This is a genomic window from Sphingomonas sp. C3-2 (assembly GCF_033025475.1).
GTDB lineage: Bacteria > Pseudomonadota > Alphaproteobacteria > Sphingomonadales > Sphingomonadaceae > Sphingobium_A.
Genome location: NZ_CP130322.1, coordinates 112,002 through 132,526, shown reverse-complemented (window position 1 = coordinate 132,526; position 20,525 = coordinate 112,002). Strand labels below are relative to the sequence as shown.

General features: G+C 61.7%; 18 protein-coding genes. 15 read left to right on the top strand and 3 right to left on the bottom strand.

What is annotated here, in order from left to right; translation table 11 throughout:
* Window positions 1–165 precede the first annotated feature (165 nt).
* The gene (locus QYC26_RS00620; RefSeq protein WP_317513479.1) at window positions 166–1,173 is read left to right on the top strand and encodes a lytic murein transglycosylase; all 1,008 of its coding nucleotides are present in this window, start codon (window positions 166–168) and stop codon (window positions 1,171–1,173) included.
* 56 nt (window positions 1,174–1,229) lie between these two features.
* Window positions 1,230–2,393 (top strand): D-alanyl-D-alanine carboxypeptidase family protein, encoded by a 1,164-nt coding sequence (locus QYC26_RS00615; protein WP_317513478.1) that lies wholly within the window; start codon window positions 1,230–1,232, stop codon window positions 2,391–2,393.
* Window positions 2,394–2,440: 47 nt separating this feature from the next.
* Here QYC26_RS00615 and QYC26_RS00610 read toward each other — a convergent pair whose 3' ends face one another.
* Window positions 2,441–3,955 (bottom strand): acetyl-CoA hydrolase/transferase family protein, encoded by a 1,515-nt coding sequence (locus QYC26_RS00610; protein ID WP_317513477.1) that lies wholly within the window; start codon window positions 3,953–3,955, stop codon window positions 2,441–2,443.
* Between the two features lie 195 nt (window positions 3,956–4,150).
* Between QYC26_RS00610 and tmk the strand changes: the two genes are divergently transcribed.
* The 9 genes from tmk to QYC26_RS00565 all read left to right on the top strand — a co-directional run bounded on the left by tmk (window position 4,151) and on the right by QYC26_RS00565 (window position 13,781).
* Window positions 4,151–4,828 (top strand): dTMP kinase, encoded by a 678-nt coding sequence (gene tmk / locus QYC26_RS00605; protein ID WP_317513476.1) that lies wholly within the window; start codon window positions 4,151–4,153, stop codon window positions 4,826–4,828.
* Window positions 4,825–5,826 (top strand): AAA family ATPase, encoded by a 1,002-nt coding sequence (locus tag QYC26_RS00600; RefSeq protein WP_317513475.1) that lies wholly within the window; start codon window positions 4,825–4,827, stop codon window positions 5,824–5,826. The genes tmk and QYC26_RS00600 overlap by 4 nt, the downstream gene beginning before the upstream one ends.
* A gap of 74 nt (window positions 5,827–5,900) precedes the next feature.
* On the top strand, window positions 5,901–7,460 hold the full coding sequence (metG, locus tag QYC26_RS00595) for a methionine--tRNA ligase (RefSeq protein WP_317513474.1): 1,560 nt from the start codon (window positions 5,901–5,903) through the stop codon (window positions 7,458–7,460).
* A 3-nt stretch (window positions 7,461–7,463) separates the two neighbouring features.
* Complete coding sequence (locus QYC26_RS00590) at window positions 7,464–8,240, top strand: TatD family hydrolase (protein WP_317513473.1); 777 nt, start codon at window positions 7,464–7,466, stop codon at window positions 8,238–8,240.
* A complete protein-coding gene (locus tag QYC26_RS00585; protein ID WP_317513472.1) occupies window positions 8,237–9,004 on the top strand; it encodes an MBL fold metallo-hydrolase in 768 nt (255 codons plus the stop codon). Before QYC26_RS00590 ends, QYC26_RS00585 begins: the two co-directional genes overlap by 4 nt.
* Window positions 9,001–9,600: a TIGR02281 family clan AA aspartic protease gene (locus QYC26_RS00580; RefSeq protein WP_317513471.1), complete on the top strand. Its 600-nt coding sequence runs from the start codon at window positions 9,001–9,003 to the stop codon at window positions 9,598–9,600. The genes QYC26_RS00585 and QYC26_RS00580 overlap by 4 nt, the downstream gene beginning before the upstream one ends.
* Window positions 9,601–9,803: 203 nt before the next feature.
* Window positions 9,804–12,101 (top strand): TonB-dependent receptor, encoded by a 2,298-nt coding sequence (locus tag QYC26_RS00575; protein WP_317513470.1) that lies wholly within the window; start codon window positions 9,804–9,806, stop codon window positions 12,099–12,101.
* Window positions 12,102–12,170: 69 nt separating this feature from the next.
* The gene (locus QYC26_RS00570) at window positions 12,171–12,941 is read left to right on the top strand and encodes an SDR family NAD(P)-dependent oxidoreductase (RefSeq protein WP_317513469.1); all 771 of its coding nucleotides are present in this window, start codon (window positions 12,171–12,173) and stop codon (window positions 12,939–12,941) included.
* Between the two features lie 6 nt (window positions 12,942–12,947).
* The gene (locus QYC26_RS00565; RefSeq protein WP_317513468.1) at window positions 12,948–13,781 is read left to right on the top strand and encodes an SDR family NAD(P)-dependent oxidoreductase; all 834 of its coding nucleotides are present in this window, start codon (window positions 12,948–12,950) and stop codon (window positions 13,779–13,781) included.
* A 46-nt stretch (window positions 13,782–13,827) separates the two neighbouring features.
* On the opposite strand, the gene QYC26_RS00560 is transcribed toward QYC26_RS00565, so the two are convergent.
* Complete coding sequence (locus tag QYC26_RS00560; protein ID WP_317513467.1) at window positions 13,828–14,901, bottom strand: alkene reductase; 1,074 nt, start codon at window positions 14,899–14,901, stop codon at window positions 13,828–13,830.
* A gap of 40 nt (window positions 14,902–14,941) precedes the next feature.
* Complete coding sequence (locus tag QYC26_RS00555) at window positions 14,942–15,793, bottom strand: hypothetical protein (RefSeq protein ID WP_317513466.1); 852 nt, start codon at window positions 15,791–15,793, stop codon at window positions 14,942–14,944.
* A gap of 147 nt (window positions 15,794–15,940) precedes the next feature.
* Here QYC26_RS00555 and QYC26_RS00550 point away from each other — a divergent pair, with 147 nt between their 5' ends.
* The 4 genes from QYC26_RS00550 to QYC26_RS00535 are packed head-to-tail and all read left to right on the top strand — an operon-like array spanning window position 15,941 to window position 20,523.
* Window positions 15,941–17,086, top strand: coding sequence for an acyl-CoA dehydrogenase family protein (locus QYC26_RS00550; RefSeq protein ID WP_317513465.1), 1,146 nt, complete (start codon window positions 15,941–15,943; stop codon window positions 17,084–17,086).
* Between the two features lie 7 nt (window positions 17,087–17,093).
* Window positions 17,094–17,990, top strand: coding sequence for an SDR family NAD(P)-dependent oxidoreductase (locus tag QYC26_RS00545; RefSeq protein WP_317513464.1), 897 nt, complete (start codon window positions 17,094–17,096; stop codon window positions 17,988–17,990).
* Window positions 17,987–19,381, top strand: a complete 1,395-nt coding sequence (locus QYC26_RS00540; protein ID WP_317513463.1) for an OB-fold domain-containing protein — start codon at window positions 17,987–17,989, stop codon at window positions 19,379–19,381. The genes QYC26_RS00545 and QYC26_RS00540 overlap by 4 nt, the downstream gene beginning before the upstream one ends.
* A complete protein-coding gene (locus QYC26_RS00535; protein ID WP_317513462.1) occupies window positions 19,378–20,523 on the top strand; it encodes an acetyl-CoA acetyltransferase in 1,146 nt (381 codons plus the stop codon). Before QYC26_RS00540 ends, QYC26_RS00535 begins: the two co-directional genes overlap by 4 nt.
* Window positions 20,524–20,525 lie beyond the last annotated feature (2 nt).

Genomic DNA, 20,525 nt, shown 5'->3' with positions numbered 1-20,525 from the left:
AGACCGAGGGAAAGGGGGTGTGTGCATGATCGTTAAAAATCGTGACGCACGCGACCTTTTGTGCGGATCATACGACGAAGGGGGTTTCACCTTCGGGCATGGCTATGGCATGCCTAGGGAGAAGGGGGAGCAATGCGTTCCATTTTGTTTTCAGCCGCAGTCCTAATGGCAGCCGCCCTGCCGCAGAGCAGCCTTGTTGTTTCCAAGGCGCATGCGCAGAGCGAAGATGGGTTTCAATCATTTTTGAATGGGCTTCGTGGGCGCGCCGAGCGGGAAGGGATTAGTCGCGCGACGCTTGATCGCGTGCTGCCGACGCTGACTTATAATGCGCGCGTCATTGAACTAGACCGAGCGCAGCCTGGTGGTGCGCCCAATGCGCCGATTCCTGCTTTCGCGCCTTATAAGGCGCGGCATGTCGATGCGGCACGGATCAATCGTGGGCGCGCGAAATATCAGCAACTCCGTCCGCAACTCGCGCGGATCGAACAAGAAACCGGCGTCCCAGAGGCGATCATGGTGGCGATTTACGGCCATGAGACCAATTACGGGGCCTATACCGGCAATTTCGATTTGCTCCGGGCTCTGGCGAGCCTCGCTTATGAAGGGCGTCGCCGCGAGTTGTTCACGGCCGAGTTTCTTGCTGCGCTGAAGATGATCGACCAGGGCGTTCCACGCAGCCGGCTGGTCGGCAGTTGGGCGGGGGCGACCGGGTATCCGCAGTTTCTTCCTTCGGTCTATGTTCGCCTCGCCAAGGATGGCGATGGTGATGGGTTCAAGGACATCTGGTCGAGCGAGCCCGATGCTCTGGCGTCGATCGCGAACTATTTCGTCAATGCGGGCTGGCGCCCCAATGTCCCTTGGGGCGTTGCCGTCTCGGTGCCCGTAGGGCTCAATCGAAGCGCGATCGCGAGCAAGACCTCCGCGCCGCGTTGCCCGCGCGTGCATGACCGGCACAGCCAGTGGAAGACGATCGCAGAGTGGCGTGCGCTTGGTATCACCCCGATCGGGGCTCCGGTGCCGCGAGACAACGAACTGGCTTCATTGCTGGAGCCTGACGGCGTTGGACAGACGGCCTATTTGCTGACGACCAATTATCGCGCCATTCTGGATTATAACTGCTCGAACTTCTATGCATTGTCCGTTGGGCTGTTGGCGGATCAAGTGTCCCGCTGACATCACCGACACCGATATTTTCTCACCAATCCGATTCTGCTCATCGAAAGAGATAGATGAAACCGATCCTGCTTCCCTCGCTGCTCGCGCTGGCCCTGTCCTATCCTGTGAGCGCGGCTGCGCCGCCCTTCGAGACCACGGCGCCGATTGCCTTTCTTGAAGACCTGTCTTCGGGCGCCGTGCTGTATGCCAAGGGCGCTGACCAGCGCATTCCGCCGGCATCGATGGCCAAGATGATGACGGTTCAGGTCGCTTTTGACATGGTCAAGAGTGGTGAGCTTAAACTCGATCAGAAATTCACGGTGCGCCCGGAAACCTGGAAGAAGTGGCATGGGCCCGCTGCGGGATCGACCATGTTCCTTTCGGCTGGCGAGGAAGTGAGCGTCGAGAACCTTTTGTACGGCATCGTGACGCTGTCGGGTAACGATGCCTGCGTCGTGCTGGCCGAGGGCATTTCGGGCACCGAGGAAGCCTTTGTCGCGCGGATGAACGCAACCGCCAAGCGCCTTGGGTTGAACAACAGCCAGTTCGGAACGTCGAACGGGTGGCCCGATGAAGGGCGCACCTATGTAACGGCGCGTGATCTGGCAACGCTGGCGAAGGCGTCTATCGAGGAACATCCCAAGCTCTACAAGCAGTTCTACAGCAAGGACAGCTTCACCTGGGGCCAAACGATGGGCGGCAATGCCATCACCCAAGCCAATCGCGATCCGTTGCTTGGGCGCGTCCGCGGGGCAGACGGGCTGAAGACCGGACACACGCAGGAAGCGGGTTATGGCTTTACGGGGTCCGCCGAACAGGACGGTCGCCGGTTGGTGATGGTGGTTGCCGGGCTGGATACGTTCAATGGCCGTATCCAGGAATCTGTGCGCTTCATGGATTGGGGTTTCAAGGCGTGGACCGCCAAGCCGATCGTTGCGGCCGGCAAGCGCGTTCAGACCGCGGAAGTCCAGATGGGTGATGTTAGCGAAGTAGGGCTTGTCGCAGCGCGCCCGATCTCGGTCACGCTGCCGGCAGGTGCGGCCGCCAACATGAAGGTGGCGGTCGTTTACAATGGTCCGATCAAGGCGCCGATCAAGAAGGGGCAGCACATCGCCGATCTGGTGGTGAGCACGCCCGACATGCCGGCACAGACGATGCCGCTCGTGGCGGAACAGGATGTGGGTGAGGCAGGCTTCTTTGGCCGCGCCTGGGCCGGTCTGATGTCGTTGTTCGGCTAAAAATTATGGCAGGAGCCGCACTGCGCGGCTCCTGCCAATATCCGAAATCAGGGGCGCATCGACCCAGTTTCGACAAAACGCTCATGCCATGAGAGCGCTTCTTTCAGAATCATCGGCGACTGCAGACCGAAGGAATTGCGCTGAGCGCGTTCAAAATAGTCCGCGAGCAGCGGCTTGAAGAACGGATGCGCGCAATTCTCGATGATCACCTTGGCGCGCTGCTTCGGGCTGAGCCCGCGCAGATCCGCCAGACCCTGCTCGGTCACAATTATCTGAACGTCCTGCGTGATATGATCGACATGCGAGACGTGCGGCACGATCGCCGAAATATTGCCGCCCTTCGCAATCGACGGCGTCATGAAGATCGACAGGAATGCGTTACGCGCGAAGTCGCCCGAACCGCCGATGCCGTTCTGGATGCGCGAGCCCATGATATGGGTTGAATTGACGTTGCCGTACATATCGGCCTCGATCAGCCCATTCATCGAAATGCAGCCGAGGCGGCGGATCACTTCGGGGTGGTTGCTGATTTCCTGCGGACGCAGCAGCAGGCGACCGCGATAGTCATCAAGGCGTTCGTTGACCGACGTTGCAGCTTCGGGGCTGAGCGAGAAGGCTGTGCCCGAAGCAAAGCGCAGGCGGCCGCTGTCGAGCAGGTCGAGCATGCCGTCCTGAATGACCTCTGTATATGCTGTCAGATTTTCGAACGGGCTATCGATCAGGCCGCTGAGCACGGCATTGGCGATGTTGCCGACGCCGGATTGAAGCGGAAGGAGATTTTCGGGCAGGCGGCCCTTCTTCACCTCGTGCTTCAGGAATTCGAGAAGATGCTGCGCGATCCCCCGTGCATTCTCATCGGGCGGCGTGAAGGACGCGTTGCGATCGGGGATGTCGGTTTCGACAATGGCGACGATCTTGTCAGGATCGCAGCGGAAGCACGTGTCACCGATGCGATCATCCGACTTCACGATCGGGATCGGCACGCGGTTGGGCGGCAGCGCGGTGCCGTAATAGATGTCGTGCATGCCCTCGAGCGCTGGGTTCTGCCAGCGATTGACTTCGAGGATTACCTTGTCTGCGCGGTCGAGCCAGGTCTTGTTGTTGCCGATCGAGGTTGAGGGAACCAGCGAGCCATCTTCACGGATGGCCGTGACTTCTACGACCGCCGTATCGAGCGGACCGAGAAAGCCCTGCCATGCCATCGGCGCGACCTGGCTGAGGTGCATGTCGAGATATTCCATCTGGCCGCGATTGATCTTTTCGCGGCAGATGGGATCCGAATTATAGGGAAGGCGGAATTCGACGCCATTGGCCTGTGCGAGTGCGCCATCGAGTTCGGGGCCGGTCGACGCGCCTGTCCATACGCGCAGGCGAAATGGGTTGCCGCGGGCATTTTCTGCATCCATGCGGCTGGCGAGCGCGAGGGGCACTGCCTTGGGGTAACCGGAACCGGTGAAGCCGCTCATGCCGACGGCGGTATCGCGTTCGATCATCGCTGCTGCTTCTTCGGCGCTCACGATTTTTGAACGTAGCGCAGCGTTCCTGATCCTGCTGTCTTTCATTGTCCTGTCTTCCTGCGAAACTTGGTTGTGATTATTATGTTTTTGGGCCCCATACACCTCGGTGTTTTGGGGTCAATGATGGATATTTACGTTTGTGAGCAAACGAGAATCCGATCGTTTTGGCTGTTGCCTTGTTGTTAAACGATAAAATCGGATAGTAGGGGGCATGCCCCATTCCATGAAATGCAAAGCACGATGATCGACCGACGTATTATGCAATCGTACCGAGGGGTTTTCATCGTCGTGGAGGGCTGTGACGGGTCTGGAAAAGGCAGTGCCGTTGCCGCGCTTGGTGCGCATCTGATGGCGCTTGGCCATGATGTGCTGCTGACCCGAGAACCTGGCGGGACCGATGAAGGTTTGGAGCTTCGCCGCCTACTTTTGTCGGCCGAAGGCGCAATCTGGGATGAAGGCGCTGAGCTATTATTGATGATTGCAGCGCGCATTCAGCATGTGAAGCGCGTTATCCAGCCGGCGTTGGCTGCGGGGCGCGTTGTGCTGTGCGATCGCTATGTCGGGTCGACGCTTGCTTATCAGGGCGCTGGCCGCGGATTGTCACAGGAAATGATCCTGATGCTCCACCGCCAGTTCGTGGACGATTTTTGGCCAGATTTGACGGTGTTGCTGGACGTCGACGCGCGTTTAGGTCTCACGCGCAGCCGGGCGCGGCTCGTCGAACAAGGATTGGACGAGGGGCGGTTCGAGGATCTCGATCTAGCCTTTCATCAGCGCGTCGGCGATGATTTTCGTGCTCAGGCTGGGCGCTGTCAGGACCGTACGCTGGTGATCGATGCCAATCCCACCATGGACATTGTCCGCGAGGCGGTGCTGAACGGCGTCGACGCATGGCTCGCTGAACGGGTGGTAGCATGAGCGAATTGATCGGCCATCAAAACCAGGTAGCTGCATTTCGAGAGGCGATGGACAGCGGCAAGCTGCATCATGCCTGGCTGTTGGCTGGCCCGCGGGGGGTAGGCAAGGCGCGCTTCGCGCAGATGGCTGCGTGTCGGCTGCTGGCCGAAGCGGCTGGGCCCGCTGTCCAACTGGGTGGGCTTGACGTGGATCCCGCCCATCCCATTGCAAAATTGCTGGAGGCGGGAAGCCATCCCGATTTCAAGCGATTGGAACGTCTCGCCAAGGACAGTGGCACCGAACTGGCGCGCAGCATTTCGATTGCGCAGGTCCGCACATTGCAGGGCATGTTTGCCACGACGCCGTCGCTTTCCTCCCGGCGCGTCATCATCATCGACGCGATCGACGATCTCGAGCGGTCGGCCTCGAACGCGCTGCTCAAAAATCTGGAAGAGCCACCGGCTGGAACAGTGTTTCTACTCATCAGTCACGCACCGGGGCGGTTGCTTCCGACGATCCGTTCACGGTGCCGCATGCTCCGCTTTGCACCGCTTGGCGATGCGGAGATGCAGGCGGCGCTGCGCGCGGCCTTGCCCGAGGCGGAGGAAGGAGAGGTTACCTCGCTCGCCGTGGCAGGAGAGGGGGCTCCGGGCAAGGCGATCGGCTTTGCGGGGCTCGACATTGCCGGGCTGGATGCTGCCATGACGGCGATTGCGGCGGGCGGCGATCCGTCCAACGCTTTGCGCGCTGGCCTTGCGCGTAGTCTTGCGCTGAAAGCGGCGCAAATGCGCTATGAGGCGTTTCTGCAGCGGGCACCGAGCTTCATTGCGCGAGCCGCTCAGGACCGCCGGGGCCTGGCTTTGGCAGATGCGCTGCAACGTTGGGAGCAATGCCGTGATCTCGCCGCGAGCGCAATCGGGCTGTCGCTCGATACGCAGACGACGGTGTTTGAGATCGGCACGTTGATTGCCGGGCTTGCCGAAACGGCGGAACCGGAAAGTTTTCGTCGCGCAGAGTGAGTGGGCGCAGGGTGAGTGTGATTTGCGAATGATGGTGTTCCAATCAGCGGCATTCCACCGTAAAGCCTGCCGCCATGTCTGAACCATTCTACATCACCACCGCCATCAGCTACCCCAACGGCAAGCCGCATATCGGCCATGCCTATGAGTCCATCGCGACCGATGCGATTGCGCGTTTCCAGCGCATGGCTGGTCGTGACGTCTTTTTCCAGACCGGGACTGACGAGCATGGACTGAAGATGGCGCAGACGGCGCGTGACCGTGGGATCACTCCAGTGGCATTGGCCGAGGAAATGTCCGGTCATTTCCAGACCATGGCCAACGAACTGAACATTTCCTGCGATCGTTTCATCCGCACCAGCGAACCGGCGCACCATGCCGCGAGCCAGGCGTTGTGGAAGGCGATGGAAGCCAATGGCGATCTGTATCTCGATCGCTATGAAGGCTGGTATTCGGTGCGCGACGAAGCCTTTTACGACGAGAAGGAACTCGTTGAAGGCGAGAATGGAGAAAAGCTGTCTCCGCAAGGCACGCCCGTGACCTGGACGGCGGAGGAGAGCTGGTTCTTCAAGCTTTCCGAATATCAAGATCGGCTCCTCGCGCTCTATAATGAGCAGCCCGATTTCATCCGGCCCGAAAGCCGGCGGAACGAGGTGATGCGTTTCGTCGAAGGCGGTCTTGCCGACCTTTCGATCTCGCGCACGAGCTTCGACTGGGGCGTGAAGGTGCCGGACAGCGACGGCCATGTGATGTATGTCTGGGTCGACGCGCTGACCAATTATCTGACCGGGCTCGGTTATCCTGAGGATACCGAAGCCTTCCGTAAATATTGGCCTGCCGATTTTCATATCATTGGCAAGGATATCGTCCGGTTCCACGCGGTGTACTGGCCGGCTTTCCTGATGTCTGCCGGGATCTCGCTGCCCAAGCACGTCTTTGGCCATGGCTTCCTGCTGAACCGCGGCGAAAAAATGTCGAAATCGCTTGGCAATGTCGCCGATCCGCTCGAACTGGCGGAGCGTTTCGGCGTCGACCAGTTGCGCTATTTCCTGCTGAGCGAAGTCACCTTCGGCAATGACGGCAGCTATAGCGCCGAAGCGATCGTTGCGCGCTGCAACGCCGATCTCGCCAACAGCTTTGGGAACCTGGCGCAGCGGACATTGTCGTTCATCGCCAAGAACCTTGAAGGGCGCTTGCCGTCTCGAGCCGCCGTTCAGCCCGTGGATACGGAATTGCTGGAAACCGTGCGCAATGCGACGGCAATCGAACTGCCCCGGCTGATGAATGATCTTGCGATTTCGCAGGCGATCGAGAGCTGGATCAAGGCGGTCTTCGCCTGCAACCAATATATCGATGCGCAGGCGCCCTGGACGCTGCGCAAGACCGACCCGGAACGCATGGAGGCGGTTCTGGGCACGCTGTTCATCGCGATCCGCGATCTTGCGATTGCGATCCAGCCTGTCGTTCCGACGGCTGCGGGCAAGCTGCTCGATATTCTTGGCATGGGGGCAGACCAGCGCGATCTGGCGGCACTGACGGCAAAGGGCTGGTATGAGGAGCTTGGCAATTCGGGCTTCACGCTCGCGGCGCCGACCCCCATCTTCCCCAGGTTGGAAGTACCTGCAGAGGATTGAGCCGTGCTCATCGATAGCCATTGCCACCTGAACTACAAAGGCCTGGTCGAAGACCAGGCCGGCGTGCTGGATCGCGCCCGGGCTGCGGGGGTTGGGCTGATGCTCAACATCTCCACGCGCGAGCGCGAATGGGACGACATCATCGCCACCGCCGAGCAGGCGGCTGACGTCTGGGCGACGGTGGGCATCCATCCGCATGAGGCGGATCAGCATCCCGATATCGACACCGCCAAGCTCGTGGCTCGGGCGACGCATCCGCGGGTGGTTGGCATCGGCGAGACCGGGCTTGATTATTATTATGATCACAGTGACCGCGCGCAGCAGCAAAGCAGTTTTCGCGCGCACATCGCCGCATCCCGCGAAACGGGATTGCCGCTGATCGTCCATACGCGCGATGCGGAGGACGATACCGCCACGATCCTGCGCGAGGAAATGGCGAACGGCGCTTTTCCGGGGGTGATCCACTGCTTCACGGCGAGCGATGCGTTTGCCGACGTTGCGCTTGATCTGGGCTTCTACATCTCGATCTCGGGCATCGTGACCTTCAAGAATGCACGCGATCTTCAGGCGACGGCTGCGCGCGTGCCTGCCGATCGTTTGCTCGTGGAGACCGACAGCCCGTTCCTTGCGCCCGTTCCGCATCGCGGAAAGCCATGCGAGCCGGGCTATGTTGCCGACACGGCGCGGTTCCTCGCCAATCTTCGCGGCGTGGATGCCGAGACGCTGGCGCGCCAGACCAGCGAGAATTTCCTGCGGCTGTTCAGCAAGGTCCGCGCGTGAGGGTTCGCATTCTCGGCAGCGGCACATCATCGGGTGTACCGCGGATCGGGAATGACTGGGGCGATTGCGATCCGACGAACCCGAAAAACCGACGCAGCCGCGCGTCGATCCTGATCGAGACCGAACGCACCCGGATATTGGTCGATACGTCGCCCGATCTGCGCGAACAACTGCTGCGCGCCGATGTTGCCGATGTGGATGCGGTGCTCTGGACGCACGACCATGCCGATCATTGCCATGGGATAGACGATCTGCGGCAGTTGTTTCATGCGCGCGGCCGCCCCGTGGACGTCTATGCCCGTTCGCAGGTCCTGGCCTCTCTGGGACAGCGTTTTGCCTATGCATTCGAAGGTAAGGGGGAATATCCACCGACCGTATCGGGCAATGTGCTGCCTGATCATTTGACGATCGGCGATATCGCGGTGCTGACGGTGGATCAGCCGCATGGGAGCATAACCTCGGCCGGTTTCCGGTTCGAAGCGGCGGGCCGCGCGATCTGCTATTCGACCGATGCCAACGGACTGACCGATCAGATGGAGCAGGGTTTTTCAGGCTGTGATATTTGGGTGGTCGACGCGCTTCGGCGGAAACCCCATCCTTCGCACCCGCATCTGGCGATGACTTTGGGCTGGATCGACCGGGTAAGGCCCCGCCGCGCGGTGCTGACGCATATGGACCAGTCGATGGATTATGAGACGTTGCGCGCGGAACTGCCCGCGCACATAGTTCCGGGCTGGGATGGAATGGTTTTGGAGACGACATGACCGGGGATCAGGGCGCCGAACTCATCTGGGGAATAGGGGCTCTGGTGCTGGTCGCAAGTTCGCTGGTTGCGCGGCGTCTTCCGCTCCGTCGAACCGTGCTGATGGCACTGGCGTGGATCGCGATATTCGTGGTCGTCTTTTTCGGGTTCGCGCTGCGCGGTGAAATAGCACATGGATGGTCGCGCGCAAAACTCGCGTTTCTGGGCCAGCAGGTAGAGAGCGCCAGCGGCGCGGTGCATATTGCCATGAGTGCCGACGGCCATTTCTGGACCGACGCCGAGGTCAACGGCACCCCTGTGCGCTTCCTGATCGATAGTGGGGCGACCGTCACCATGCTGTCGCGCGATGTGGCGGAGCGTAGCGGCGTTTCGATCGATCAAAAGGGGTTGCCGATGATGGTGCAAACGGCGGCGGGCATATCTGAAGTGCGGCGTGCGCGTATCCAGAGCCTGAGCATCGGGCCGATCGTGCGATCTGACCTCGCCGCGACGATATCGCCGGACGACAAAGGCGACATGAGCTTGCTGGGTATGAATTTCCTGTCTTCGATGCAGAGCTGGCGCGTTGAGGGGCAAACCCTCGTATTGCAGCCATAAAGTTTTGGCGGCTGTTGCGCCGCCGTCCCTGATCCAAATTCTAACATGTGCCCGCACGGCGATAATTTCGTCGCGCTCCCTTGACGTGTCGATTGACTCATAACGGTAACATCCGTACCGATTGAAGGGTAACGATAGTACCATAAATAAATCGTCTCTGGGCAGAAAGATCCGGGGGCGGAAATCGCATGGAGGGGATGGAAATGGCTTTGCGGCATGAATGCATTCAGCGTGCCAGCACGATCGGTAGCAATTTGAAGGACGGCGGGCCCCGTCGCCGTTGGGCGGCAATGCTGGTCTTGACGTCCGCGTTGGCAGCGCCGGGCCTGGCATTTGCCCAGGATGACGGCGCGCTCGACATTGTCGTGACGGCGCAGAAGCGCAGCGAACGGCTGCAGGAAGTGCCGATCGCGATCACTGCCTTGTCGGCAGACGCGCTGGACAATGCCGGGGCGACCAACTTCAGCGGTGTGGTGAACATGACGCCGACGCTGAATTCGGTGCCCTATGTCACCAATTCGGACACGCTGGTGCTGACGATGCGCGGGCAGGGCGAGGCCGATGCGGACAAGATCACCAAGGATGGCAGCGTTGGCATTTATGTTGACGGCTTTCACCGGTCGCGCGCGCAAGGCGCGTTGTTCGATCTGGCGGATGTAGAGCGGGTTGAGGTGCTGCGCGGGCCGCAGGGCACGCTTTATGGCCGCAACACGACCGGCGGTGCGGTAAACATCATTTCAAAGAAGCCGAGCGGCGAACTGGGCGGCAAGGCGCAGCTGACCTATGGCAACCGTGACTATGTTCGCCTGCTGACCAGTCTGGACCTGCCTGCCTGGAACAATCTGTCTGCCAAATTTTCCTTCTTGTACAGCGAGAAGGACGGCTATGTTAAAAATATCGGGCCGTCGAACGACTATGGTGAGCTTGGCAACCTTGCTGGGCGCGTTGCCCTGCGCTGGGACGCCGGCACGGGTTTTGTAGCCGATTACCAGTTCGACAAGGGGCGCACGCGATCGACCCCGCCTTATTACGTAAACCCATCGCTTGTTGGCGTTGTGCCGGGCTATTCGGATGACCCGTACCAGACCTATCGTCCGGTCGATCTGCCGGTGAGCAAGACCGATTATGACAATCACGGGCTGACGCTAAGCTGGGATGCGTCGGATCTGGTTACGCTGAAGTCGTTGACCGGATACCGCGAACTGAAGGCGCATTCCTTCACCGATCTTACCGTTGCGCTTGGCCTGCCGACCTTCCCCTATAATATCGACCAGGAACGGCGGCTGAAGAACCGTGAGTTCACGCAGGAATTCCAGTTGGTTGGGCATAGTGGTGATGGTCGGCTCGAATATACGATAGGCCTGTTCTATCTTGATGAGCGCGGCTCGAACGCGCTGTTCCAGAACTTGACGCTGCCATTCGGGATGGGAACGGTCGTAACCGACCGACGGGTTCGGGCGACGTCGGAGTCGAAGGCGGCTTTTGCGCAGCTAACCTGGACGCCGCCGGTGCTGGATGATCGGTTGGAACTGACCTTTGGCGGGCGTTACACCGATGACAAGAAGACTGCTGCGCGCTCGATCGTCGTGAATGGCTTTGCGGTCGAAACCGATATTCGTAATCGCCAGACCTTCAACCGCTTCAATCCTGCGTTTACCGCGAACATGAAATGGACGCAGGACCTGACGACTTATGCCAAGTTTTCGACCGGATATCGTGCCGGAGGATCGAGCGAAGGCGGCGGCGACTTTACGCTTACCTATGGACCGGAAAAGATCACCAGCTATGAGGTTGGCCTGAAATCGCAGTGGCTGGACAGTCACCTGCTCTTCAACCTTGCGGCCTACCACAACAAGATCAAGGGCCTGCAGATCGACATCCCCGTCGATGCCTTTGATCCGTCGATCGTCGATACGCAGAATATCGGCAGCGGCACGATCCAGGGGCTGGAGGTTGAGCTGATTGCACGGCCCGCTCGTGATGTCTCGCTGACGGCGTCCTATGCGCTGGTGGATACCAAGGTCGACACACTGCTCGTTCCCGTTGGCAGCGCCTTTGACCCTGCGGTCAATCCGGGCTCACCCTTTGCGGTGGGCCAGAATATTGCAGACCGGTTCGTCATTCCGTTCGCATCGCGCAACACATTGACGCTTTCGGGCGACGCGACGTTCCTGCGTGTTGGCGACAATAGCTTCAGCGCACACGCCGATTTCCGGTACCAGAGCGGTTTCTACGGCGCGGCCGGCGCAGGCCCCGCGGTGCCCGGTCGGGAATTCTACCACGCCCCGTCGCGGGAAACGGTGAATGGCCGGATCACCTGGGCCCGCGCGCTTGAAGGCGGATCGGAAATGCGCGTGTCTCTTTGGGGGCAGAACATCTTCGATACGCGGAACAAGCAGTTCATCATCGCCCAGGGCGACACGATCAACGGTTTTGTGTCGCAGGCCGCGCCCTATTCGGAACCGGCGACCTACGGCGTCGAACTCGGTTTCAAGTTCTGATTTTTGTTCGGGGTGGGGCGCAGCGATCGCTCCACCTGTTTCAATCAAGCGATCATTCTGGAGAGAAATATGGAACAGGATCTGGCAGGGCGCGTCGCCCTGATCAGCGGCGGAAGCGATGGCATCGGCTTTGCGACCGCAAGGCTCCTCGCCGATCGCGGCGCCGCCGTGGTGATCTGCGCACGCCGTGCCGAGCGGCTTGAGGAAGCGCGCAAGGCGATTGCCGATGCCGGTGGCAAGGTTGAGGCGATACAACTCGACGTGTCCGATCGTGCGGCCTTTGAAGGCGTGGTCGCTGATGTTGCGACCCGTTATGGCCGGCTCGATATGCTGGTGAACAACGCGATGTCGGTCAGCTTCGGCATAATGGGTGAATTGTCGTTCGAAGACTGGCGCCGTGACTTCACGGTCAATACCGATGCGACCTTTGTCGGCACGAGCGCCGCGATGAATGTGATGCGCGCGCAGGGCAAGGGATCGATCGTCAACATTGCATCCACCTGCGGGCTGCGGGCCGCCCCCGGCATGGCGAGCTATTCGGCGTCCAAGGCGGCGCTCATCCAGATGACGTCGGTTGCCGCGATGGAAGGCGCGCGGGTAGGCGTGCGCGTGAATGCCGTGGCCCCCGGTCAGATCGTGACCCCGGCAACCGCCGCATTCCTCGAAGATCCGGTTGCCTCGCAATCGACGGCGGACGCCATTCCCTTTGGGCGTCCAGGGGAAGCACCTGAGGTGGCTGAGGCCATCGTATTTCTGCTGTCGGACAAGGCGTCCTACATCACGGGCGCGACACTGCCGGTCGACGGCGGCAAGGCCGTTCAACTCTATATGGGCGCCTAGCCGAACGTGTCCCTGCATCCTGATGACGCCCGACTGGATGGGCAGGTTGCGCTCGTTACCGGCGGCGCATCCGGAATAGGACGCGGGATTGCCCTGGGGCTTGCCGGCTTTGGCGCAGATATCGCGATCATAGATATCGACCCCGAAGCCGGCGAGCGCGCAGCAGGCGACATTCGTGCGCTTGGCCGACGCGCCTGCGTGGTGGAAGCCGATCTGCGGGACGCCGCCCAGGCGGCCGATGCAGCGGCGGCTGCGATCGAGCGGTTCGGCGGGGTGGATATCCTCGTCAACAATGCCGGCGGTGCGCGATTTGCGCCGTTTTTGGAGCAGGGCGAGCGCAGCCGGGAGCGCCAGATCGCCCTCAACCTTTCGAGCACGATGGAAACGACGCGTGTGGCCGCCAATGCCATGATCGCGCGGAACATGGGCGGTTCCATCATCAATGTCGCGAGCATCGAAGGGCAGCGGGGCGCGCCGGGCTTTTCGATCTACGCGGCGTGCAAGGCGGCGATGCTGAACTTGACGCAGACCATGGCGCTGGAACTTGGCGAGCACGGCATTCGCGTCAACGCGATCGTGCCCGATATCGTGATCACGCCCGGTCTTTTGTGCATGAATCCGGACATGACGGCCCCGGCGCGCATCGCAGCGCGAAATCGTTATGTTCCCTTAGGCCGTGACGGTGATCTTGATGATTGCGCGGGCGCCGCGGTTTTCCTGGCTTCAAGGCTCGCGCGTTACGTGACCGGGGCAATCCTGAATGTCGACGGCGGGACCTCTGCGGCGCGGGGCTGGATACGCGACGGAGATGGGGGGTGGATGCTGTTCCCGCCCGTTTGATCGGTTAGGGGGCCGGGGGGCGGGGAAACCTGCCCCCCGGAAATGATCAGGCCGGCTGCGGCATCAGCGCGGGGTAATCGGTATAGCCGCCAGCGCCGGGGGTGTAGAGCGTGTGCCGATCGAAAGGCGCAACATCCGCGCCCGCACGGAAGCGTTCCACGAGATCCGGATTGGAGATGTAGAAGCGCCCGAAGGAACAGGCTTCGGCGTCGCCCGCATCGATGTGCTGCTGCGCCTGCGCGGCATCGAGGCTTTCGTTGAGGATCAAGGGGCCTGCGAAATTCTGCCTGCACAGGGCAAGCGGATCGAAGGGCAGGCTTTTGAGCCGGATCAGGTGCAGATAGGCAAGCCCGAGCGGCGATGCCGCCCGCAGCAGCGTTTCGTATGTTTCGACGGGGTTGTCGTCCTGAATGTCGTGCAGCGGGTTGCCCGGGCATATCCGCATGCCGACCCGGCCGGCACCGATTTCGGCGGCCATTGCCTCTAGCACCTCGATCACGAAACGACAGCGATTGGCGGGGCTGCCACCATAGATATCGTCGCGCTGGTTGGTGCCGGTGGAGAGGAACTGCATCGGCAGATAACCGCTGGCAGCGTGGAGTTCGACACCGTCAAAGCCGGCACGGATCGCGGTAGCCGCAGCCGCGCGATATTCATCGATTACCGTGCGGACCTCCTCGGTCGTGAGCGCTTCGGGCTCATCGAAATCGACCATGCCCGCGACATCGGTATAGATTTGCCCGCGGGCGCGGATGGCGGAAGGGGCGAGTGTTCGGGCACCTTCGTCCTTGTTCAGATGGCTCGATATGCGGCCGCAATGCATGATCTGGAGCACGATCCGTCCACCGGCGGCATGCACCGCGTCGGTCACCAGTTTCCAGCCCGCAACTTGTTCCTCGGTGTAGATGCCCGGGGTCCGGCAATATCCCTTGCCGTCCGGGCTGGGCTGGCTGCCCTCGGCCACGATCAGCCCCGCGCTTGCACGCTGCGCATAATATTGGGCGTTCAGCGCGGTGGGCGCATCCCCAGTGCCCGCGCGGCTGCGGGTAAGCGGTGCCATGACGATGCGATTGGCGAGTTGAAGATCGCCGAGCGCGATTGGATCGAATAGAGACAGCATTTCAGGTTTCTCTCCTAAAAGATTGAATAAATTATATTGTTTAAAGGTTATCTGTGTAATCATCGACGCCCGGCAGGATGGGGCGAAAGCATCCGCCGAGGCGAAGATGGCCGAGCCTGGATGCTTTCAGCGCCTGATCGAGGTCCGCGAAGATATCGTCCCATGCAGGTGCATCGGGCGCGCAGTCGGAAAAGAGGAGGACCAGCCAGCCGCATTCCAGTTCGCCCCGTGGGACGGGCACTGCGATCCGGGGGGCATTGGCGGGCAGTTGCAGCGGCCGGAACCACAATGCCTGACTGCGCGGTGACGAAAGTGTCGGCGCAATCCGTGCGGCAACGGCGGCGCGGAAGGCTTCTTCAGTCGTCCCTTCGCTGCGTTCAAGCAGCAGAACGGAGGCCGATTTGTATGGATATTCGAGCGCGAGCTCGGCCGGAATGTCTTCGGGCTGATCGGCTGTTCGACCAGAGAATTCGTAGAAGCCCGTCGATATGCTGTCGGTCGGCGGGCCCATGCGCCCTTGCCGGGCGAGGCGCCGGACCTGATCCACCGACCAGTTGAGCGCCGGATCGCGGCGGCCCTTCATGATCCAGTAGAGATTGAGGAAGGAGCCGCGATCAATGCCGGTTTCCGGCGAAACGCCGTCACCAACACGGCGCCCTTTCAAATCCTTCGTCGCGACGAACCGGCGACCCGAGAAGAAATCGGCACCTGCCATGCAGCCTGAAAAGAAATGATCACGCTCATACCAGCGCGCGAATTCCGCCGCATGGCCGGGATGGGGCTCGACCATAGAGAACAGGATTGTTCCGAGTTCCGCGGGTGGGGCCAGCGCCAGATCCTCATCGCTGGGACCACGTCGAGGGGGCGGATTTTCGTCAAATTTTTCTTTCATCGCATGTGCCGCTTGACCGAACCCAGAAAATGAGTACCGATGGTACTGTAAGTGGGGCGGTGGCGTTTGTCGACTGCGTTTCCGGAAAATCTCCGGCTGCGCGGCAAATCGGAAGCCACCGCTCTTGGAGACGGATGCAGGACGAAGATGGACCTCGACTTTACAGAAGAGCAGGAGATGCTGCGCGACAGCCTGCGCGGCCTTTGCGAAGCGGAATCCGACAGTCAGGCGGTGCGCCGCGCGGAGATTGATCCCACAGGCGTGATGCAGCGGCTGTGGCGGAGCCTTGCGGACTCAGGGTTTCTTGGGCTCGGCATTGCCGAGGAGCATGGCGGCTCGGGGCTTGGGCTGATCGAAGCGAGCGTTGCTGCGCATGAATTCGGCCGCGCGCTGGCACCCGTGCCACATTTTGAAAGCAGCATCTTTGCCGCGCGGCTGATTGCGGCGGCAGGCAGGGCGGAGCAGCAGGCGCAGTGGCTGCCTCCGCTTGCGGACGGTTCGTTGGTGATCGTTCCTGCCTTTTACGAAACGGGCGGAAACGATGACATCGAGACCGTTCACCTTGCGCCGATGCGTTCGGGCGACGGGCTGGTTCTTTCCGGCCGCAAATGCTTTGTCGGTTATGCCAATCTCGCCGATCGCTTGCTGGTGCTGCTGCGCCATCCCGACCGGGATCATGAACATGTGCTGGCGTGCATCGACGCCCGGGCGCGCGGTGTTTCGGTTGCGGTGGAGCCCAATCTGGCGAGTGCTGCGCTTTGCACGGTCGATTTCGACGCGGTGGAAATCGCGGACGGCGACCTGATGGCACCTGAGGGGGGCGTTGCGGCGATCTGGAGCCGCGCCTTTCTTGAAGGGCTTGTGCCCTTGGCGGCGCAAGCCGTTGGCGGCGCCCAGCGCACGCTGGAACTGGCTATCGCTTATGCCAAGGAGCGCGAGCAGTTCGATCGGCCGATCGGCAGTTTTCAGGCGATTGCCCATTATCTGGCGGATGCCGCGACCGAACTGGAGGCGGCACGCGTGCTCGTCTGGCAAGCGGCTTGGGCGCACGGAGAAGAAGGCGATTTCGAACGCCTCGCGATCACGGCCAAGCTGTTCGCTTGCCGTGCGTTCCGGCGCATTTCGGCGCTGTCGATCCAGGTGCATGGCGGGCTGGGCTTCACCACCGAGGCTGATCCGCAGCTCTATTTCCGGCGCGCCAAGCATCAGCAGCTTTTGCACGGCGAAAGCGGATGGCTGGAAGCGCAACTCGCGCGGCGGGTGATCGCCGGCGAAATCCCTGTTCTCAACTGAGGTTCCCATGACGATTCTGGAAGGAAAATCGGCGATCGTTACCGGCGCGGGCGGCGGCATCGGCCGTGGCCATGCGCTGCACCTGGCGCGCGCGGGCGCGGCTGTTGTGGTCAACGACATCGACGGTGCTGCGGCGGCCGCCGTGGTTTCGGAGATTGAAAGCCTTGGCGCGCGCGCGATCGCCTCGACACATGATATTTCGGGCGAGGAAAGCTCGGCCGCGCTCGTCAAGTCCGCGGTCGATGCGTTTGGCGGGATCGACATCCTCGTCAACAATGCGGGCAATCTGAAGGACCGGACGTTCCTGAAGATGACCGGCGACGAGTTCGACGCGGTTTGGCGGGTTCATGTGAAGGGCACCTTCTGGTGCGCGCAACATGCCGCCCGGCGGATGGTGGAACAGGGGCGCGGTGGCGCGCTGATCAACACCACCTCTGCCGCGCATTTCGGCAGTTTCGGGCAGACCAACTATGCGGCGGCGAAAGGGGCCATCGCATCGATGACCTACACCTGGGCGCTGGAACTGGCGCGTTATGGCATTCGGGTGAACGCGGTCAGCCCGCTGGGCATGTCGCGCATGTCGGCGACGACAAAGCCGGGCGAGGGCGTGTTGGCGGTGCAACCGGATCCGACGCTCAACGGGCCGATGATCGTTTTCCTGGCATCGGATGAGGCCGATTTCGTGTCCGGCCAGGTGTTCGGCACGGGGGGAGACCGCATCGCGCTGCTTTCCCAGCCGCATTACGGCAAGACGCTGATCCGTTCGGAAGGCTGGGATCTGGAGACGATCCAGGCCCAATTCCGGGCGCAGATGCGCGGCGCCTTCGGTGCACTCGGCATGCTGGGCCAGCCCTATCCGTTTCATGACGGTGTGAAACGGCCGGTGCAGGAGCATGGGCGATGACCGGGATCGTCGCGCACGGCGTTCATCTGCCGCTGCGGCGGATGCCGCTTGGCCTGCTACGTGGCGGGCGGGCGGGCGAGGCCGAACGCACGGTTGCCTGGTCCGACGAGGACAGTGTCACGCTGGGCGTGGCGGCTGCGCGCAATTGCCTGACGGGCCGGGCGCGGGATCGCATCGGCCTGATCCTTTTTGCCACCACCAGCCATGGCTATGCCGAAAAGCAGGCGGCAGCCCTGGTCGCGCGTGCGCTGGATTTGCCTGAAGGCGTTCGCACCGCGGATATTGCACATTCGACGCGCGGCGGCGCACAGGCGCTTGCCGCGGCGATCGATGCGGTCCGGGCCGGCGCCGCAGACGAAGCGCTGGTGATTGCCGCCGATTGCCGTTCGGGCGCGCCCGGCAGCGATTTCGAGGCGAATGGCGGCGATGCGGCTGCGGCTTTCCTGATCGGCACGGAGGGGGTGATTGCCCGCCATATCGGCAATGTGTCGCGGGCCGAGGAGATCATCGATGTCTGGCGGCGGCCGGGGGACCGGTTTCCCCATGGCTGGGAAGACCGGTTCGTCACCGAATATGGCTATCTTCTTCCGGCGGCCGCTGCGGGCGATGCGCTGAAGGCAGAGCGCGGCGCTAACGCCGAGTGGCACTGGGTACTGAGCGCCCCCAATGCGCGGGCGCATGGCAGCCTGGCAGCGCGGCTGAAACTGTCTCCCGATCAAGTGGAGAAGCCCCTTTTTGGCAAGGTCGGTTTTTGCGGCACGGCGCATGCGCCGTTGCAGCTTGCGTCGGCGCTGGACGGAGGGGCGCAAGGACGGCGCATTGCGATGCTGGCGCATGGCGACGGGGCAGAGGCCTTGTTGTTCGAAATGGAACAGGCGAGTGGACGGCAGTCGGTGGAGGCCGCACTGGCGGCGCGCAAGCCGGTCGCCAGCCTCGACATTTATCGCCGTGCGCTGGGACTGGACATGACCGAATATCCCGCGCCGGACGATCAGGGCATTTCCGCCACCGTTCATTATCGTGAACGCGACGAGAACAATGCGCTCGGCGGACAACGCTGCGGCTGCGGCGAGCCCCAATTTCCCAAGGGGCGGGTGTGCATACGGTGCAACAAGCAGGGGCCGTTCGTGCGCGAAAGCTATGCCGAGGGGCAAGGGCATCTCGTGACCTTCACGCGCGATGCCTTCTTCCCCAGCGCCGAGCCGCCAACGGTGGTTGGCATCGTTCAGGTGGAGAATGGCCCGCGCATTCACATGCAGATCGCCGATATCGCGGCGGATTCGGTGGAGATCGGCATGCCCGTTCGATTTGCGTTCCGGCGGATCCATCAGGCGGGCCGCAAGCCCAATTATTTCTGGAAAGCCGTGCCCGCGGCGGGAGGCGCGAAATGAGCCTTAGGGACAAGGTAGCCATTGTAGGCGCCGGATGCTCGAAATTTGCCGAAAACTGGACCAAGAACGCTGAAGACATGATCGTCGACGCGGTGTTCGAGGCCTATGCTGATGCCGGTATCGAAGACCCCAATCGCCAGATCGATGCGATCTATTGCGGCTCGCTCTATTCGGCGCAGGGGCCGGTGGAAGTTTCGGAATCGCTGAAGCTCTTCAAGCCGCTGACCTCGGTCTATAATTACTGCGCGACCGGGACCGAGGCATTTCGCGCGGGATGCATGGCGGTTGCGGCGGGCGTTCACGATACGGTGCTGGTTGTCGGCTATGACAAGCCCAAGGACCGGGGCGTTTCCGGCCCGTCGGTAAGCATTCGCGGTGTTCGCGACTTGCCGGCCACGCCGGCCGGGTGGTTCGCGCTATGCGCAGAGCCCTATTTCAAGGCATTTGGAGCGGGACGCGAGCATCTGGCGCAGATTGCCGTGAAGAACCACGCCAATGGCTGCCTTGCGCCGAAATCCTTTCTCAAGAAGCAGATCAGCGTCGAGGATGCGCTGAACGCCCGCATGATCTCTTGGCCGTTTGGCCTGTACGATTGCGCCGCCCAGACAGACGGTGCCGCTGCGGTGATCATCACCAAGGCATCGCTGGCGCGCGGCTTTCGCGATGATCCGGTTCTGGTGAAGGCGGTGGCCTCAGCCTCGGCGCCCAATCCGCATACCGATCCGGATAACGATTTCCTGCGCTGGAAGGCAACGGCCGCAGCGGCGCAGGCGGCCTATAAGATGGCCGGGATCGACGATCCGTTCCGCCAGATCGATGTGGCCCAACTTCACGACTGTTTCACGCTCACGGAGTTGCTCAGTTACGAGGATCTTGGCTTCTGCGAAAAGGGCAGTGCCAAGGATCATATCGAAAGCGGCAGTTTTGCCTTGGGCGGCGCCTTGCCGGTGAACACCGACGGGGGGCTGAAATCCTTCGGGCATCCGACCGGTGCCACGGGCGTGCGCATGATCGTCGAAAACACGCTGCAGCTTCAGGGCCGTGCAGGGGCCCGCCAAGTGCCCAATGCGTCCATGGCGCTCAGCCACAATATCGGCGGTTTCCCGACCGGGTGCGCCGTCGCCATTCTCGGGCGGGAATAGGC

What these genes read in the sequence shown, in the direction of transcription:
- QYC26_RS00620 (WP_317513479.1), top strand. Translation starts at nt 166, where the DNA reads ATGGCAGCCGCCCTGCCGCAGAGCAGCCTTGTTGTTTCCAAGGCGCAT.
- QYC26_RS00615 (WP_317513478.1), top strand. Translation starts at nt 1,230, where the DNA reads ATGAAACCGATCCTGCTTCCCTCGCTGCTCGCGCTGGCCCTGTCCTAT.
- QYC26_RS00610 (WP_317513477.1), bottom strand. Translation starts at nt 3,955, where the DNA reads ATGAAAGACAGCAGGATCAGGAACGCTGCGCTACGTTCAAAAATCGTG.
- tmk (WP_317513476.1), top strand. Translation starts at nt 4,151, where the DNA reads ATGATCGACCGACGTATTATGCAATCGTACCGAGGGGTTTTCATCGTC.
- QYC26_RS00600 (WP_317513475.1), top strand. Translation starts at nt 4,825, where the DNA reads ATGAGCGAATTGATCGGCCATCAAAACCAGGTAGCTGCATTTCGAGAG.
- metG (WP_317513474.1), top strand. Translation starts at nt 5,901, where the DNA reads ATGTCTGAACCATTCTACATCACCACCGCCATCAGCTACCCCAACGGC.
- QYC26_RS00580 (WP_317513471.1), top strand. Translation starts at nt 9,001, where the DNA reads ATGACCGGGGATCAGGGCGCCGAACTCATCTGGGGAATAGGGGCTCTG.
- QYC26_RS00575 (WP_317513470.1), top strand. Translation starts at nt 9,804, where the DNA reads ATGGCTTTGCGGCATGAATGCATTCAGCGTGCCAGCACGATCGGTAGC.
- QYC26_RS00570 (WP_317513469.1), top strand. Translation starts at nt 12,171, where the DNA reads ATGGAACAGGATCTGGCAGGGCGCGTCGCCCTGATCAGCGGCGGAAGC.
- QYC26_RS00560 (WP_317513467.1), bottom strand. Translation starts at nt 14,901, where the DNA reads ATGCTGTCTCTATTCGATCCAATCGCGCTCGGCGATCTTCAACTCGCC.
- QYC26_RS00555 (WP_317513466.1), bottom strand. Translation starts at nt 15,793, where the DNA reads ATGAAAGAAAAATTTGACGAAAATCCGCCCCCTCGACGTGGTCCCAGC.
- QYC26_RS00550 (WP_317513465.1), top strand. Translation starts at nt 15,941, where the DNA reads ATGGACCTCGACTTTACAGAAGAGCAGGAGATGCTGCGCGACAGCCTG.
- QYC26_RS00545 (WP_317513464.1), top strand. Translation starts at nt 17,094, where the DNA reads ATGACGATTCTGGAAGGAAAATCGGCGATCGTTACCGGCGCGGGCGGC.
- QYC26_RS00540 (WP_317513463.1), top strand. Translation starts at nt 17,987, where the DNA reads ATGACCGGGATCGTCGCGCACGGCGTTCATCTGCCGCTGCGGCGGATG.
- QYC26_RS00535 (WP_317513462.1), top strand. Translation starts at nt 19,378, where the DNA reads ATGAGCCTTAGGGACAAGGTAGCCATTGTAGGCGCCGGATGCTCGAAA.